The following is a 17,177-nucleotide window of genomic DNA, read 5'->3' as shown; positions in this document are numbered from 1 at the left end:
TTTTACAGTCAAAATCATTTTTGATATGACTGGCAAAATCAGGTCTCTATTTTCTATATATAAAAAAGGCCTCCAGATTCACCATCTGAAGGCCTTTATATTTTGCTAAACATTAGCGTTTTTTAGCTTGGAGGAGAATTAAGTGATACTGATATTAAATATTATAGCTATTCCTTTGGAAAATCCGAATTGACAAATAGTGTCAGGCCTGGATATTTGTTTCCCGAATCGGAATTTACATACCAACTCCTGCTACTGCCGGCAGCACAAACCAGAATGCCGCGCCCTTGCCCGGGGCGCTATTTACCTGTATTGACGACTGGTGCAGCTCCAATATTTTTTTTGCGATAGCCAGACCGATGCCCATCCCTTTTTTGGGAAGCCCATCTTTATGTAAATACTTATACCGTTCAAAAATATAAGTTTGGTCTTCTGGTGCGATGCCGATACCAGTATCAGCAACTTCTACCTTTACACCGGCACTGGTTTGTTGTAATTGGATGGTGATACTGCCACCTTCAGAGGTAAACTTAAAGGAATTATCTATCAGGTTCTGCAATACCCTTTCAGTAAGCGCAATGTCTGCAAACACAAGTGGCAGGTTACCCTCAGTATTGAGGTTTAAGCTAATACCTTTTTCTTTTGCTTTGAGCTGGTAAGCCATCAGTATATCGGAGGCCAGTTCGCTAAGCAGGAACTGTTCTTTTTCAGGGTTTACCTGGTTGGCTTCCAGTTTGGCATATTGAAACAATTGCTCTACCAGCACTGATAGTTTTTTGGAGCTGTCCAGCACTACCGAGAGGTATTTATTTTTTTCTGGTTCTGCCAGGCTATCTTTTTTGATCATCAGCGTCTCTACATATCCCTGCATAATGGATAAAGGTGTGCGCAGGTCATGGGATACATTGGCAATCAGCTCCTGCCGGAATTTATCTGTGGCACTTATCTTGTCGAAATTGTCCACGATAACGTCCGCCATTTCATTAAATGTAGAAGTGAGCATACCCAGGTTACCTTTGGCATGACCTTCTATGAGGGCAGAATAATCGCCTTCCTTAAACCTCCGGACAACCATTGCAATATCGCAGATACTGTTCGTGATCAGGAAAAAAGTAATGACGCCCACAATAAATGCGATTCCCAGGGCGCAGAAGAAAATATACATACCCAGGCAGTAATACAAATGGCTGTTAAGTGTGGTAAGTATTTCCCTTTGCTTTTCGCTGGCTAATACTGCATATACATAACCAGTCAGTTGCCCGTTCTCATATACCGGTGCTGCGGAAAATATACCTGGCTCGTCCGGCTGCTTGGGATTATCACCAAGGGGGCGTTCTCCATTTTTAACAGCCAGCCATTGTTTTACTTTGCTGATGTCCACCTGATGGTTCTGGACCGATTTATCCGGAACAACATAGTCGGTGATCTTTCCTGTAGTATCCAGTAAATAGACTTCCACACTTGGATTGGCCACCATAATGGAATGAATAATATCGTGTGTTACGGTGGTGTCTGGTTGGCCGTTTTTCAATGGATGTGTAAAGCTAGCAAGGTGTGATGCTACATTGCCATAGAGCTCCTGATGTGCCATTGTATAATAAGACCTGGATAACTTAGAAGCGATCAACACAAACACGATTCCCAATATGATAAGCAGGACAGAAAATACAGTGGCTATTTTCCAGAATAAAAGATTGCCCCGGATTGTTCTTACAGACATAATATTGTTTTATAATTCTTCATTAAAACGGTACCCAACGCCCCAGGTAGTGAGGATGAATCTGGGGTTGGAAATATCCTCTTCAATCTTGCCCCTAAGCCGGTTGATATGGGAGTTGACGGTATGTTCATATCCTTCAAAATCATAACCCCATACGAGGTTTAACAAACGTTTCCTACTATAGCTTTTCCCAGGATTAGCCGCTAGCAGGGTAATCAGATCAAATTCTTTAGGAGAAAGATCAAAGTAACCTTACAATAATCATAAAGCAGCCGGCCCAAGGGAGGACCGGCTGCTTTTGTATATGACTCAATTATATTTGCGAAATGCCTCCGGCAACGAATAAATGTTGAAAGACATTTGCCACTATATTACTAATCATCTGTATCTACTTCGCAATATTCACGCGCAGGTTGATCTCAAAACTATTTCCCATAATAGTACTATAGCCCGTCGTCTGGGTGATGTATATGACCTGCAGGGAAAAAAGTGATTGGTAATTTAATCCTGCTCCTGCGCTTACGCTTCCACTGCTATGATACATCCCTGATACATTAGCCCAGTCATCCAGCAAACCAATATTTACCCCTGCATCAATAATATTGTCAGCACCATTGATACCCCGATAGGCGATTTTAGGTTCCACTTTAGAAATCTCTGTACCCGTATAAAATTTGTAAGAGGCAGCAGTATAGTAAGTGGCAAGTCCGGAAACACCCCTGTTATCGTTTTTAAACGTCGATATCAGGTTCGGCAAGGCTGCCTGAACTGTTAGGTGCAGATCAGTATAAGCTACCCCAAAATCACTTTCAAAGTAATTATCCCGCCTGTTAAAACGCCCTATCGACGGGTCATTTGTCTCCCCATTTACACTTTTGGTATCAAGACGCTGAATGTCCAGCGCCAGTGATAATCCGAAATGTAACGCCTGTGCACGCATGCCCAATGGCAGGTGATATGCATAAGTAAGCCCTACCTTGGTACGCTGCAATAAGCCAGACTTATCGTTGAAAATATTCAATCCGGCACCTACCCTGTTCTTAAGGTTCGCATCGGCAGTAAAAGTTTGTGTAATGGGTGCGCCTGGGATAGCATCCCACGGACGTCTGTAGGAAGCATTGATATGAATGCCTGAATCCAGTCCGGCCATTGCCGGGTTAGCCAGGTATTGATTAAAAAAGTACTGTGATTCCGGTGGTTCAAAATTGGAAACCGCGTTACCAGCTGATTGCGCCTGTGATGCCTGTGCGCTACAAAATAAGAGTATGAGGGTATAGATTTTTTTCATGTTAATTATTTCTGATCGCGAACAATAGTGATGAATCCTTTAAATGTATGTTGTCCTGAAGGGAACGTTACAATGTAGTAGTAAGTGCCTTCGGCCAGCGGAGATCCATTAATTGTAGCGTCCCATTCATTCTGATATCCTTTTTTGTGATATATCAACCGGCCTGTGCGGTCATATATTTTCACCTCATTATCAGGATAACTGTCAATATTCCGGATCACCCATTTATCGTTAATACCGTCACCATTTGGTGTCAGCAGGTTTGTAGCATCCAGTTTATAATCATCTATTACGGTGATAACGATAGATCCCTGAGCGGTACAACCTCCAGCTGTAACTCCGTTTACAGTATAGGTGGCCGTTGCCTGTGGGCGAACATTTAAAGTAGCGGTGTTTTGTCCACCAAGAATGTTATCAGCATCCTCCCAGGTATAGGTTGCAGCACCTGTGGCTGTGAGATAGATGGTAGCACCCTTTGACACAGTGTTACCCTGATCACTGCTGATGCTGAGAACAGGAGGGAGTGATACGTTTACTGTAAATTGTGTACTGATTTCATCAACACCTCCATTGGCAGTACCCCCGTTATCTTTCACGGTTAATGTAACAATAGCGTTTCCTGTCACATCTGCTTTCAGTTCATAGCGCAATGTTGCAGTTCCATCACCATTGTCAGTGACTGTGAGTGTGGTGAATACATCATTGTCTGACGTGACTGTAAGTGTGTTGGTCTGAGCGATCTCCGGTCCGGCAGAGATGCCGGTGACTGTAATAACCTGTTCACCACCTGCGCAGACTGTCTGATCTGCCACTACGCCTACTGTCGGTGTTTCGTTCACATCTTTCAGGAAGATGCTGACTACGCCTGCCGCACTTGTATTATATCCATCGCTGACAGTTACAGCGATATTGAACTGAGCAGTTTTTTCGAAATTGAATTCGTCAGCATCGTATACAGTTAATTGTCCGGTTGTGGCATCTATAGCAAATGCGGGCACGTTATCATTGTCTGTATCTTCATTTTGTGTGATCTGCCAGTTTTTCAATGTGCCGCTATTGTCTGTTGCCACTACCGTACCAATGATCGTATTACTGCTGATATTTTCAAACAGGCTGAAAGATTGACCGGCAGTCACAATAGGAGCAGAAGCATCTACCAGCACAGCATTCAATGAGGCAATGTTGTTGAGGGCCGGAAGTAATTCATTGCCTGCCAGGTCTGTGATCTTACCTGCAGGAATGCTTAGGGGGCCAGTTACAGCAATACCATCATTGTCTGTATCACCATTGACTACCGTGTAATTGAATACCAGCTGGGTAGCGCTAGTGCTTACGAGTGTCGCATCCACCTGCATGGTGCCGATTGTAACGGGCAGAGTTACGCCCGCGGGGTCTACTGTTATAGTCTCATCTACATTTACGTTGAAACTAAGTATTTGTCCGGCCTTATAAGTGCCATCAGCAGGACCCGTTACGTTTACTACGGCAGGTGCTTTTGTATCCACATACACAATTCCCGGCGTTGTCGTATAATTAATAGTAAGATCGGCAGCGTTACCAGCAGCATCTTCGATAGTGCCCATAGCAATCGCTGTTCCAATCCCGATTCCGTCAGTATCATTATCTCCTGCCTGAACGGTGTAACGGAATGTGAGCGTGTTAGTACCGGAACCGCTTATATAAGTAGCATACCCGGTTGTACTTCCTATCAGGAGGCTGATACGTGGTGTACCTGTTAAGAACACACTTTCAGGCCAGGTAACGGTAAGATCAATGTTTGTACCTTCTTTATAGTATCCTGGCGTAACGGTTAAGTTAGTCACAGAAGGAGCTATAGCATCTACAAGTATACCCGTGGTATTGCCAGGAGTAAATGTAAGTACGGCATTGTTGCCAGCGATGTCTGTGATTGTAGTGGTACTCAATTGTAATTGTCCTATTCCTATTCCATCAGTATCCTGTTGTCCTGCCAGTATAGTATAGTGGTAAGTGGCACTAGTGGAAGTGGATGACAGGAAGGTAGCATTTACAGTATTTGTTCCAACCTGTATGGGCAAATATGAAGTGGCACCAGTGAGCGTTATAGCTTCACTGAAATTAACAACAAATTTCAGTTCATCTCCTGTTTTATAGGTGCTGTCTGCAGGTAAGGTAACCGTAGTGACTACGGGTGCTATACCATCTATCTGAAGATCTTTATTAGCAGATAATGATCCTGTGGCACCCGGTGCTGGCAGGTCTAATAACGCATCTTTACTGCCGGCATTATCTTTAATTGTACCACCGCTTAATGCATTCATTGAAGTATAATCCAGGTCGGCAGACAGGTCTCCGCTTTGTACAGAATAAGTGAATTGCAGCGTATCTGTGCCTGTACCTACAGCATAAACGGCATTTTGGTCGACAGTACCGGTTTCCATAATTAACACTGGCGTGCCGGTTACACTTACGACCTCGTTAAATACAACTTTCACGGTGATGAGATCCCCTGTTTTATAGACCTGATTCGGGTTAGTCGAAGTGACGTTGATGATGAACGGTTTTAACGGGCCTACTGCAATATCAATTGTTTTTGTATCCGTTTTTGCCCCACCGGCACCTGAACTACCCAGGTCACTAACTGTGATCTGTAAGATATCGGTACCTGTATAATTACCTGTTGGAGTGTATATAATTGTACTTAAAGCGTTGTTGATATCTGTAAGCGTACCAGAGAAGGTGTTCGTAACATCGGCGGTGCCTGAGCCAATCAAAAACACCAGTCCGGATGTAGACGGTAACGAGATCACACCGTGGTTGACAGTCATTGTTACCTGTACGGAATTTGATCCTGCATCCACGTCGGACACAGACACTTCATTGCTTATTACAAGATTAGTGTTCAGGGCTACCGTCCTGGCAGCAGGTACGGTAATTACGGGTGCATCATTAACCGATGTAATATTGAAAGAAATTGTTTTCGTACTTTCTTCACTGCCGGCATCTCCAGAAGTACCGGGATCTGCGCCGGTAAATCCACCATCGTTGATTGTAATAGTCAGTAATACGTTACCATACGTATTAAGTGCCCCTGTAAATCTTACGCTATCGCTTGAAATATAGGTATTGATATCAGCAATACTTCCTTTAATAATGACGGAATCGTTAGCTGATGGAACGATAGTAATTCCGGTAGCAGGGTTGGCAGACAATGTACCAACACCGGAATTAACTGACAATATTACTGTAACCGCATTGCTGCCGGCATCTGTATCTGAAAAATAGAAACTATTGATAGCAGTAGGTGTATCTTCCTGTGCAGCAGCCTGGGTCGTAGTAGTAATTACAGGCGTAGCATTCACGCTTGTAATTACAAATATTACTTCCGCTGTATCACAATCAGAAGGTATGCCATTATCACAAACCTGGTATTGAAATTTGTCTATACCGCCGAACTGACTATAGGGAGTATAGGTAAATGAACCGTCTGCATTAAAAATAACAGTACCGCTTGCGGGTCCCCCCCCGGATATAAGAGAAGCAGTCAGTGCATTTCCCTCATAATCAGTATCATTGGATAAAACATTGCCAGTAACCGGGGTATTATCATCCCCTGTATAAACATCATCTACTGCATAAGGAGGTGTATTAACGCTGTTTATTGTGATGGTACAGGTAGCGTTTGCGCATGCACCCTGTGCATCGCAGTTACTATATACAAATTGATCTGTACCACTAAACCCTTTATTGGGGTAATAGTCAAAACTACCATCAACCGCCAGTCTGAGTATGCCGTGAACAGGCGCCGTAACCAGCGATGCCCGATTGAAAATACGGAGTGATCCGCTATTAGGATCATTGTCATTACTTAACACGCCAGTAGCTTTACTGACATATAGGGCAACATCCTGGTTGACTGTGTAATTATCATTGGCGGGGTTCGGAGTAACGTTAGTGCTTCCTATAAAGAAGAGTGTTTTCGCGTAACCGGAACAGGCTCCGCTAGGATCACACAACTTATATGTAAAACTGTCTAATCCTGCATAACCAGCATCGGGTGTATAAGAAAAACTGCCTGAGTTGCTGAGAGATAAGCTGCCATGCAGCGGTAGAGAGACAGGACTAAATGTAGTGGCATCGCCATCCATATCGTAATCATTCGCTTTGAGGCCTGGGGCGGTTTGAGAAATGGCCTGATCTGTAGCGAGAACATAATATTCATCATTAGCCACCGGGGCGTGGTTAATATTGATAAACGATACCGTAATGTTGGCAGGAGAACTTATACCACCATTCCCATCACTTAATATAAACTGAATGATACGTGGGTCCGTAGAGGGCCAGTAGCTGTAATTGTTATAGTAGGTAATACTCTGTAATAATGCATCAATAGCCGTGGCTGTGGCATTACTGTTAAACCGGATTTTCAGGTTCCTGCCTGTTTTGCCACCCGAATATGCGGCGATTTGGGTGCCTGCATAATAAATCAGGTTTGCGTTGACAGTAATTTGTCCGGTAGTTTTGATACTGATTTCATCTTCACTGAATCTTGTACTGTTGGTAATAGAAACAGTTAATAGTCCATCGGTAAAGTTATTCGCGGTACCGGCTGTCACATTCGCATTGCTGCCTGCATCCAGCAGAACAGGGGCTCCTGCTACTGTAAAAGATACTGCGTCTCCATCCAGGTTGGCAATTGCCGGAGGGGTAATAGCATATCCTTTGGGAGTCAATATCCATAAAAATAAAATAAGGAATGTAAGGGTAGCTTTTTTATTCATAAATATTGGTATAATGAAAACTGATGGCAGGCAGCGTAGCTGGCATGCTTACTGAGGTAGTCAAATATTGTTGTGGTTAAAATATCTTAGAAGTTGTGTTGCATCTCTTGTTTATAGCAATTTTCAGTCGGATTTAGCGCTATAGGTGGAACAAATATACCATTTTCATACCCAGCGTCTCTAATAGCAGGCGTAAATTTAGAATAAAAAATGAGATAATTAAATTCTCAGATATGGGATAGAGGGTAAGGGTGCCAAGTAACAGGTGGATGGAAGTAGTGATCATTGTATAATATCCAAATGGGATAGGCAACAAAAGTATTGACAACTACCGGGGCTAAATTCGATCCACTTCTTTTTAAAAAATGCCTGTAAAAGAGAATGGGAATAATCAAGTACAACCTACTTAATTATTCCCATTTTCAATGCGGGTAAAGAGGGATTCCCCCCGAATTCTTTTACAGTCAATGGTTTTCAAGATCGCCGCATTCGACCGCTCTGCCATTTCTCCACTGAAAATGTGAAAAACTGAATGAAATCAAAAGGCTTCTTATACGATCCTGCGTAGGCAGGAGGCAAATCTCCTCCAGCTATTTATCATTAACCGGTAAATATTTAGCAAGCAGGTCTAAGAGTGCTGTTCCATGCACATTTTCTGCCAGCAACCTGCCGTCAGGTCCTACCAGGAAATTATGCGGAATGGATTGAACACCATATAAGGCAGGAACAGTTCCTTTCATCCCCTTCAGATCAGATATGTTGGTCCAACTGCTGATTTGTTCCTCACTGATGGCTTTCATCCAATCCTCCTTTTTGGTATCAACGGATACTGCTAATAACTGAAAGGAAGATCCTTTTATCATAGCATACAGCTTCTTCATAAAAGTCATCTCATTACGGCAGGGCCCACACCAACTGGCCCAGAAATCAATGAGCACGTATTTCCCGGCATAGCCAGACAGACTTACTTTCTTCCCGTCTGCACCTGTTAAAGTAAAATCAGGTACTTTTTCTCCTGTTTTTATATTTGGGCGATGAGCTTCCTGGTTTTTGGAATAGGCCAGGCCATCAGGAGAGTTGGCAAGTGCGGGAGAGAACAGCGTATCAATATTGCCTGGTTCGGTCAACATCGATGCTGCAAGTATGGCGGCAGGAGAGTTGTTATGCGCACTTACAAACCCGGCAAATGCCTGCATCCGCTGAGGTTTTATTATATTTAGCGAATCGTTGTAAAGCTTCATCACCGGTATATCTGCCTGATACAACGCTTTATAATAGTGCTCATGCAGCGGCCTCAAAATAGAATCATAATGCCCGGACATGGTGATCAACATCTTGTATTCCTCATTCAAAGCACTACCGGCTACCTGGGAACGGGAGAATATACTATCTCCCAAAATTTTGGTTTCACCTGGTGTGAGGAACATCCTAAGTATTTTCCTGCGGTCAGGAGCGCTGCTTTCAGCCGCAGCTCCTGCCGTCACCAATGTCAGCTGCACATATTTAGGGTAGTCTATGGTACCGGTAAGCTGGAAATGTCCATCCACTACGGCAGCACTATCAATGATCTCCTTATACACAAATCCTCTTCCAGTCATAGATAATGGAGTCACATATATTTTAGTCGCATTATCCATGCTGGTTAGTGTACCCTTAATCTCATAATGGCCCGCCTGTGCATTGGCTATGTGACCTGTCAGGCAGAGTATGGCCAGCCATTTATATTTTCTCATTAGTAGCCTGGATTTTGGGTAAGATGAATATCATTATACAATTCATTCAGAGGAATGGGATACAGGGCAGCATTGGAAGTCCAGTTACTTTTTTCTGCTCCCAGCACGGCATCTATTCTCCCGGTGCGTCTCAGATCGATCCACCGGTGACCATATTCTGTAAATAATTCGGTTTGTCTTTCCTTTTCAATCGCGAGCCTGACTTCTTCCTTTGAAGTAGCGGTGGTATTACCCAGCCCGGCCCTGTTACGGATGATATTGATGTCCGCAATGGCATCTGCGGTATTTCCTAATTCCATATTAGCCTCTGCCCGGATAAGGTATTGTTCTGCCAGCCGGAGGTAAGTGGTATTTTCTGCCAGGGAGGTAGTATTGGTTGCTTTCAATTTGTACTTATAAGGATAATAATAGGTCACATTATCAACCGTTACACTCCCTATCCAGTTGGATAACCGGAGGTCACCGGTTTCAAATGCAGCTAAGAGATGGTCAGAGATCAGGTAAGACGGCGTAGGACTGATAATGAGATAATATTGACCTTCCATTGTATACCCGGTAGTTCCGCTGGATGGTAGTTGCCAGATAGCTTCATTATTATTGGCTGTCATAACTTTGCCAATATTGGCAGAGGTAAGAAGGTTATAAAGTCCGTTACTCTGAGCTATTACGGAATCAGCATAATTTGCAGCTTTTTGCCAGTTACCAAGATAGAGGTGTACCCTGGCCAGTAAGGCCATCGCCGCATATTTGTTAGGCATGATACGTTTTCCGCCGGAGAAGGTATAGTTCTTATTCAGGTTGGCAGCGGCACTCTCCAGGTCAGCAATGATTTGTTGATATACGGTATCAGTGCTGCTTCTGGCAATGTTCTTTGTCACTGTCACATTGGTAGTGGTCACCAATGGGACACTCCCCCATAAATTCACCAGGTAGAAATGACAGAAGGCTCTTACAAATTTACTTTCGGCCAGTGCATCCTGTTTGATTGAATCTGTGAGTGTAGCCGTGCTGTTAGTAATTCCTTCAATGATGCTATTGGCCTGGTAGTTGACTTCATAGAGGTCCGTCCACAGATTTTGGATACTGGTATTATCGGAGCCAAGTGCATTGTTGAGAAAGGCATCATACGTATCTGATGTACTATTGAAATCCAGTTCATCAGCTGACATACCTGTATACGTAGAGATACCAAACTGTAGTTCATACGAATTGGATGTTGAGAGCGTGGCAAACATCCCACTTATGGCAGCTGTCACAGTCGAATTCGTCGAAAATACATTTCCTGAACTTAACTGATTGGACGGGACGTCTACATCAGCAAATTTTTTACAGCCTGCCACTAAAAGAAGGCAAAGATATATTGATATGATAGATTTTATATTGCGGATCATTTGCGTCATTTTTAGAATGAGAGTTTTAAGCCAGCGGTAATAGTTCTTAATGGAGGAATACCTGCAGCCCCTGTTTCGGGATCAGATCCATCAAAGTTTGTAACGGTAAACAGATTTTGTGCTCTGACATAAATCTGTGCAGCTGTCATTTTTACACGCGATAGCCATTCGTTGTTAAAGTTGTAGACCAGGGATAAATTTTTAAGACGCGCATAAGCTGCATTGCTATACACTCCGTCTGATAGCTGGTATTTTACGCCGGATAAATAGGCAGACCCTTCGGTGTAAGAGAAAGTACGAGTGGCGATTTTTCCATTTGTTTCCTTGAACAGTGCATAAGACGATGCAGGCATATTAATAGGATTATAGCCTGTCGCAGCGATCAATGATTTTGCACCTTTCTTCATGTTTTTCCCGGTAAACTGGATGAAGATATCCAATTGAAACGCTTTATAACGGAATGAGTTATTCAATCCTCCATAGTAGTCAGGATTTGACTTACCTAAGTAAACATAATCACCCAGGCCATTTTTAGTAAGGCCTGTTTCGGAGCTATATGCGGTGGTCCCGTTGTTGTTAGCATCCAGGAAAGAGGGAAGACTGGTGGTAGCGTCAACGCCCTGGTATTTGTAGCCATGTACTGCACTCATCGATTCGCCTACTACATAGTTGTATACATAGGAGGTACTGATGAGGGAAGGGAATGCGGTCAGTTTGGTATCGGCAAAAGTAATATTGAAAGCAGCTGACCAGGAGAAATTTTTGGTTTTCACTGGTTGAGCGGTCAGGCTATATTCCATACCTTCCTGTTTGATAGTAGCAGGAAGGTTCATATAAGAGGAAGAAAAGCCTGTCACAGTAGCAAGAGGGCCCTGTACCAGCGGATTATTGGTTTTGTTCAGGAACCATGCGCCGGTAACCAGGATCTTGTCATGGAGGAATCCAAGCTCTAGTCCAATCTCTCTTTTATGATTGACCTCCCATTTGAGATTAGGATTGGAGATCCTGCTGGGAATGATCCCCCCTACGCTATTATAGCTATAGTAGCTGGTAGAGTAGGTATCCAGGTATTGATAATTACTGATCTGGTCATTACCAGAGGTACCATAGCTGGCTCTCAGCTTCCCAAAGCTTAGCACCGGACTTAAAGGCTGCATGAACTTTTCCTGCGAAAAGAGCCATGCGGCGCCAATGGAAGCGAAACTACCATACCGGTTATTTTTGCCAAATTTGGAGCTGGCATCCCAACGGTAATTCGCATTCAGGATATATTTATTATCCCATTTGTAGTTGATACGTCCGAATACAGATTGATATTTGTATTCGGATGAGAATGTATAGACACTCAGTTTACCCGCAGCGCTGGGGCTGGTGAGCAATGCATCGGAGGTGTAGTTGGAGGCGACCAGGTAATATGGCTGGTCAAAAGAACTGGACTGAAATGTGGAGCCTGCAAGCACATTCAAAATTCCGTGGCTGATTTGAAGGGAATACTCTGCCTGTGGTTCCACGTTCCAGGTGGTCAGCACATTCTCCATAAAGAGTGCACCGGGCAGCGTATTGTCGTATGGATTGATCGATTTGCTGTAGCTCAGGTTCTGTGAATTTGACAACAGCTTGTTATAGGAAGAGTTGAGTTTAAGATTTAATCCTTTTATTGGTGTATAGCCGAGAGAAATATTGCCGATGATATTGTTATTCTTCATACTATACTGCTTATACATATAAGCCAGTGGATTTTCATAATTAGTAGAAGAGCTGTTTATCCAATATAGATTGCCAGTACTATCATATAGCGGGAAGTTAGGTGCTTTTGTGAGTCCCACCATTGCCAGGTCGTAAGAATATCCTAACCGGACTACGTTATTATTCTTATCCCAGGACATGGTGGCTCCCATGGAGGCGGTGAACTTTCTATCGACGGAAGAATGTGCGGCTGTAAAATGTATTGCACCTCTCTGATAGTTGTAATCACCGGGAATAACTGCTGTTTCCTTGTGATAATTACCACTCAGCAGGAGGTTTGTTTGCTGACTGCCGCCAGTAAAGGAAACGGCTGCATCATTTGTAGTCGCTGCTTTCCCGATCATCAGCTGCTGGAAGTCTGTAGAGTGGGTGGTATCCCATACCATCAGATCCGGGGCAGTGCTGGCAGTAGGTGCGATATTTGAGTTGGCAAAAGCTGTTCTGCGAATTTCCAGGTATTTTTTCAGATCAAGTGCCTGTACGCTATGAACATCGCCTACACGGGTAGAACCGGTAGAAGCACTGACATCGAAACGCGTTTTGCCTGGTTTCCCTTTTTTGGTGGTGATCAGTATCACCCCGTTTGAACCACGGCTACCATAAATAGCGGTAGCATCAGCGTCTTTCAGCACATCAATACTTTCGATGTCTGCCGGATTAATATTGTTTAGCGGACTGCTGCCGAAAGAAGGTTTAAGATAGCCCACATTATTGCCGCCGGCAGTGTAAACAGCTTCCGATGTGAAGGGCACGCCATCAATGATATACAAGGGATTCGTACCGGAAAGGAGGGAGGCGATTCCCCTGATCTGAACAGAGATACCTGCACCTGGCGTACCGCTTTGCTCAGTGATCAGCAAACCGGGTAAACGGCCTGAGAGTGCCTGCAAAGGGTTGGTAACCGGTTGTGACTCGATTTCTTTGGAACTGATAGTGGCAATATCGCCTGTGGAAAAGCGGCGGGTAGTAGTACCATATCCCATTACCTGTACCTCATCCAGCTTACTGCTGCCGGGTTTGAGGCGGACTGCAACAAAACTCCTGCCATTCAGTGGCTGTTCATAGTTATCATAACCTACATAGGATACCTGGATTACAGCGTTTCCCGGTACGGATTTCAATTCAAACCCACCTTGAATATCTGTACTGGTTCCTATTCTCGTATTTTTCACCTTGATAGTGGCACCCGGTAGTGGTGTGTTATCATTTCCTGTGACAATACCTTTAATGATGGTGTCCTGGGTGGCAGCAGGTGCATTCCCCCTGCTACGTTCAATAATGTAAATACTTTTGCCTCCGGAGATTTGAAAAGTAAGTGGTTGATCGCGTAGTACCTCTTCCAGTGCAGATTCCACAGATGCATTTACAAGGTGCACATTTACCGGGTGGCTCTGATCCTTTACCATGTTTACATCGTAGACCAGGTTATATCCGCTTTGTTTCCTGATTTGCTGTAGTGCATTTTCCAGCGGAACTTTTTGAGCAGTAAGGGTAATTTGTGCGATGCCTTTTGAATGAACCTGTAAGCAAGCGGCCAATAAAAGCCAGGCTGTAAGCTTCATAATTAAAAGCGATTTTGGTGACATAAATGGCAATATTTTGCCATTAGCAGTTATCTGCATAATTTTGGTTGTTTGGATATTAAATAATAATTAGTCCCCTAGACTATGTCTCATTTGATGTCCGGCTTTCACCGGTAGTGCTTGGACTCACTACCGGTTTTTTTACCGGAAACTGATAGTTGGCTGATTATGCTGGCTGAATAGTCAATGTTTTGTTCTCCCCATTAATTATATATTTTATATGATAAATCTCTAAAAAACGTAATGCATCCACCAGCGATGCGGACCTGGAAACGCTGAAATAATATTTTTTATCGGGCAAAGTCCCTTTTATTATTACCTGTACATCATACCATCTTTCTATTTCGTGCAGTATAGTAGCGATGTCAGCGTTATGAAAGGTGATGTTGCCGGTTACCCAGGCAATGGTTTCTTCTACATCTGCCTGATTGTTCACTTGTATTTGCTCAGTACCATTATGTATAACGGCTTCCTGTCCGGGTGTCAATAATTGTGATGCCTTACCAGTTTGTACTTTGATGCTACCTGTGACCAGCGTGATCCATGTTGTATTTTCATTGTTGTAGGCGGTAACGTTGAATTTAGTACCCAGTACGACAATCTTTTTATCACCGTTTATGACATAAAACGGTTTTCCTGCTACCGGTGCAATTTCAAACCATGCCCTGCCTGTTATTTCTACACGACGTTCATGCGCATCAAAGGTAACGGGGAATCTCAGGGAAGAAGAGGCATCCAGTAAGATCCTGGTACCATCTTCCAATGTAACCGGGTATTGTTCACCTTTATAAGTAGTGAGAATATTATATCTTACTGCTCCACCTGGCTGCCCTTCATAAATTAATCCTTCCTGTTTATTTCTGACCAATGCATTCCCCTGTCTGGTGAGCAGCCCCTGGTGGGTACTGTCCAGCTTAATTTTGCTGCCGTCATCCAGAGTAAGGGTAGCAGCGGTACTGCCTCCCGGCAGATCGTGCGTAGTGGCAGCGAGTACGCCTTTGTGGGGAGCCGTTTGCCGTTGCCAGTTCAAATAGGCGCCTGCGGCTATGAACAGGAATATGACAGCTGCTGCGGCAGTCCAATATCTTAAACGTGGTCTTGTAACCCGGTTATTACCGGATGCAAATACACGTCTTAGCATTTTTTCACTGTCTATATTATTAATAGTATGGTCGTCGTCCATGTCCCTTTTATCCCACCATTGCTGCATCAGGGACTCTATTAGCACCTTATCTTCATCCCTGAAGGAAGCAATCGCTGCCCAGAATTCCGTTTGCTCTTCCGGCGTAGCTTTCCCTGTCGAATATTTTTCAAAGAGATATGAAAATCTTTCAGGAAATATTTCCATAATAGTTGCCCTTTATATAGTAAGACGTTTAAAAATGAGAGGAGTGGTATTGGAAAGAAAAATTTATTTCCAAAAGTTTATATAGTAAATTATTGCAATACTGTTCAGGCCATGTTGGGATAAAAACGCACGTAAGCTTTTGAGGGCCATTGACATGGTAGTTTTGACTGTTTCGGGAGATAACTGAAGAGCCTGTGCAATTTGTTCATGTGTCATGCCCTGTTCCCGGTGCATAATAAATATTCGTTTTCTTTGTGGGCTTAGATTGTTGATGGCCTCCTGTAATATGCGTTTGGTTTCTGATTCCAGCAGTTTGAAATCAGCATCTGCGACAGTACCTGCAGCCATTTGTGCCGCCACCACAGCCTGTAATTGCTGGCGGTGAGCCGTGAGGCGGAAAAAATCCATGGCTTTGTTATAAGCGACTTTTGAAAGGAATGCCTTTACATTCCTGACTTCAACCAGCAATTCCCGTCCTGTCCAAAGACCGGTGAAAATGTCAGAGGTTAATTCTTCTGCAATCTCAGGGATTTTTGTCATCCTGTGCAAAAAGGAATATATTTTCTCACAATACCTGTGATAAAGCACTGTAAAAGCGGATTCATCACCTTTTGCTATCAGTGGAAGCAACATTTCATCATTATAATAATCATAAGGCGACATATAGTTCCCTCCATTACATGGTCATAAATTTAAAAATATGCAATGGGATTACAAAGGGGAGAACTGCTATTTCTGAGTTTGGAGGGTTATTTATATACAGCTGGTCCAGTTGGGAACTGAGGACTGTTGTTCATGGAATGTTTTCTTCTTTACTTCCTGCTGCATAAAAAGAAAGGGAATAGCCCCTTTGCACTTCCTTTGAAAAAAGGACTAGTTATATAGCTACATCGATATTAATTTGAATACCTCATAAAAAACAACAGATTTCTCATCGACGAGACTGCAAAATTTCCTGTGTTAATGGCCTATTATGGTTACTTATCATGGTAGGCACAAAAACCGGGGAAGGAGTTTACACAAAAAAATTTACACTCCCTTTTTGGGTGTATGCAATTATCACAACCTTTTTCATCTTTTGACACAAAACCTTCTACTTTCTATTACAATAAATACCTTGTAATTAAAATAACCAGACCAACAACAACAACCAACCCTACCGTTCCATTAATATACCCATCATCTTTCAATACTTCCTTAAACGGACGCCGGCATCCAAAAACAACCCAACGTATAAATGCTCCTGGAACTTGAAAAATAACAAGTAATACAACTTCGAAGATTATTTCCAAAATAGTGTCCATGTTATTTATTAATTTTTAATAGTTGACCTTCATTGATTTTATCTGGATAACCCAAATCCAGGGGATACACAGGTGTACTGCTACCGAAGAGTGCCAGGCAAGAAGCGAAAAAAAGTTAGACTTTCATTTTAATATGGCATTTTCGAAAGTAAGCCTGGCTAAGGTTCTTCTCTGGATGAAACTGCCAGATCACCAGAAATCTGCATTTTCTATGAGAAATATCAAAATGGCCAGGTATAATATAGATATCGAACCAACCGAATTTTTTTAAACTTATCACTGGACTTGAATTGTAATAAAGAAG

At 43.1% G+C, this 17,177-nt stretch carries 9 protein-coding genes and 1 pseudogene; all 10 read right to left on the bottom strand.

The window, feature by feature from the left end; all coding sequences use genetic code 11:
• Window positions 1–235: 235 nt before the first annotated feature.
• Window positions 236–1,720 (bottom strand): ATP-binding protein, encoded by a 1,485-nt coding sequence (locus BW716_RS10760; protein ID WP_083722547.1) that lies wholly within the window; start codon window positions 1,718–1,720, stop codon window positions 236–238.
• Between the two features lie 9 nt (window positions 1,721–1,729).
• Window positions 1,730–1,951: pseudogene (locus BW716_RS10755) on the bottom strand (helix-turn-helix domain-containing protein); the annotation flags it as partial.
• A 157-nt stretch (window positions 1,952–2,108) separates the two neighbouring features.
• Complete coding sequence (locus BW716_RS10750) at window positions 2,109–3,008, bottom strand: PorP/SprF family type IX secretion system membrane protein (RefSeq protein ID WP_083722546.1); 900 nt, start codon at window positions 3,006–3,008, stop codon at window positions 2,109–2,111.
• A gap of 5 nt (window positions 3,009–3,013) precedes the next feature.
• Window positions 3,014–7,768 carry a tandem-95 repeat protein gene (locus BW716_RS10745; RefSeq protein WP_083722545.1) on the bottom strand — a complete coding sequence of 1,585 codons (4,755 nt, stop codon included), beginning with the start codon at window positions 7,766–7,768 and terminating at the stop codon, window positions 3,014–3,016.
• Between the two features lie 590 nt (window positions 7,769–8,358).
• On the bottom strand, window positions 8,359–9,501 hold the full coding sequence (locus tag BW716_RS10740; RefSeq protein ID WP_083722544.1) for an AhpC/TSA family protein: 1,143 nt from the start codon (window positions 9,499–9,501) through the stop codon (window positions 8,359–8,361).
• Complete coding sequence (locus BW716_RS10735) at window positions 9,501–10,892, bottom strand: RagB/SusD family nutrient uptake outer membrane protein (protein ID WP_179091082.1); 1,392 nt, start codon at window positions 10,890–10,892, stop codon at window positions 9,501–9,503. The genes BW716_RS10740 and BW716_RS10735 overlap by 1 nt, the downstream gene beginning before the upstream one ends.
• 11 nt (window positions 10,893–10,903) lie before the next feature.
• The gene (locus BW716_RS10730; protein ID WP_179091081.1) at window positions 10,904–14,200 is read right to left on the bottom strand and encodes a SusC/RagA family TonB-linked outer membrane protein; all 3,297 of its coding nucleotides are present in this window, start codon (window positions 14,198–14,200) and stop codon (window positions 10,904–10,906) included.
• A gap of 187 nt (window positions 14,201–14,387) precedes the next feature.
• Window positions 14,388–15,569 carry a FecR family protein gene (locus BW716_RS10725; protein ID WP_083722541.1) on the bottom strand — a complete coding sequence of 394 codons (1,182 nt, stop codon included), beginning with the start codon at window positions 15,567–15,569 and terminating at the stop codon, window positions 14,388–14,390.
• Between the two features lie 63 nt (window positions 15,570–15,632).
• The gene (locus BW716_RS10720; protein ID WP_255373867.1) at window positions 15,633–16,202 is read right to left on the bottom strand and encodes an RNA polymerase sigma factor; all 570 of its coding nucleotides are present in this window, start codon (window positions 16,200–16,202) and stop codon (window positions 15,633–15,635) included.
• A gap of 470 nt (window positions 16,203–16,672) precedes the next feature.
• Window positions 16,673–16,873: a hypothetical protein gene (locus BW716_RS10715; RefSeq protein ID WP_083722539.1), complete on the bottom strand. Its 201-nt coding sequence runs from the start codon at window positions 16,871–16,873 to the stop codon at window positions 16,673–16,675.
• Between the last annotated feature and the right edge of the window lie 304 nt (window positions 16,874–17,177).

It is taken from the genome of [Flexibacter] sp. ATCC 35208, from assembly GCF_001975825.1.
In the GTDB taxonomy this organism is placed as follows: domain Bacteria; phylum Bacteroidota; class Bacteroidia; order Chitinophagales; family Chitinophagaceae; genus Chitinophaga.
This window is presented reverse-complemented; position numbering and strand designations above follow the sequence as displayed.

Bases quoted from the DNA above. Each gene is read 5' to 3' on its own strand.
- BW716_RS10760 (WP_083722547.1), bottom strand. From the start codon at position 1,720: ATGTCTGTAAGAACAATCCGGGGCAATCTTTTATTCTGGAAAATAGCC.
- BW716_RS10750 (WP_083722546.1), bottom strand. From the start codon at position 3,008: ATGAAAAAAATCTATACCCTCATACTCTTATTTTGTAGCGCACAGGCA.
- BW716_RS10745 (WP_083722545.1), bottom strand. From the start codon at position 7,768: ATGAATAAAAAAGCTACCCTTACATTCCTTATTTTATTTTTATGGATA.
- BW716_RS10740 (WP_083722544.1), bottom strand. From the start codon at position 9,501: ATGAGAAAATATAAATGGCTGGCCATACTCTGCCTGACAGGTCACATA.
- BW716_RS10735 (WP_179091082.1), bottom strand. From the start codon at position 10,892: ATGATCCGCAATATAAAATCTATCATATCAATATATCTTTGCCTTCTT.
- BW716_RS10730 (WP_179091081.1), bottom strand. From the start codon at position 14,200: ATGAAGCTTACAGCCTGGCTTTTATTGGCCGCTTGCTTACAGGTTCAT.
- BW716_RS10725 (WP_083722541.1), bottom strand. From the start codon at position 15,569: ATGGAAATATTTCCTGAAAGATTTTCATATCTCTTTGAAAAATATTCG.
- BW716_RS10720 (WP_255373867.1), bottom strand. From the start codon at position 16,202: ATGTTGCTTCCACTGATAGCAAAAGGTGATGAATCCGCTTTTACAGTG.
- BW716_RS10715 (WP_083722539.1), bottom strand. From the start codon at position 16,873: ATGGACACTATTTTGGAAATAATCTTCGAAGTTGTATTACTTGTTATT.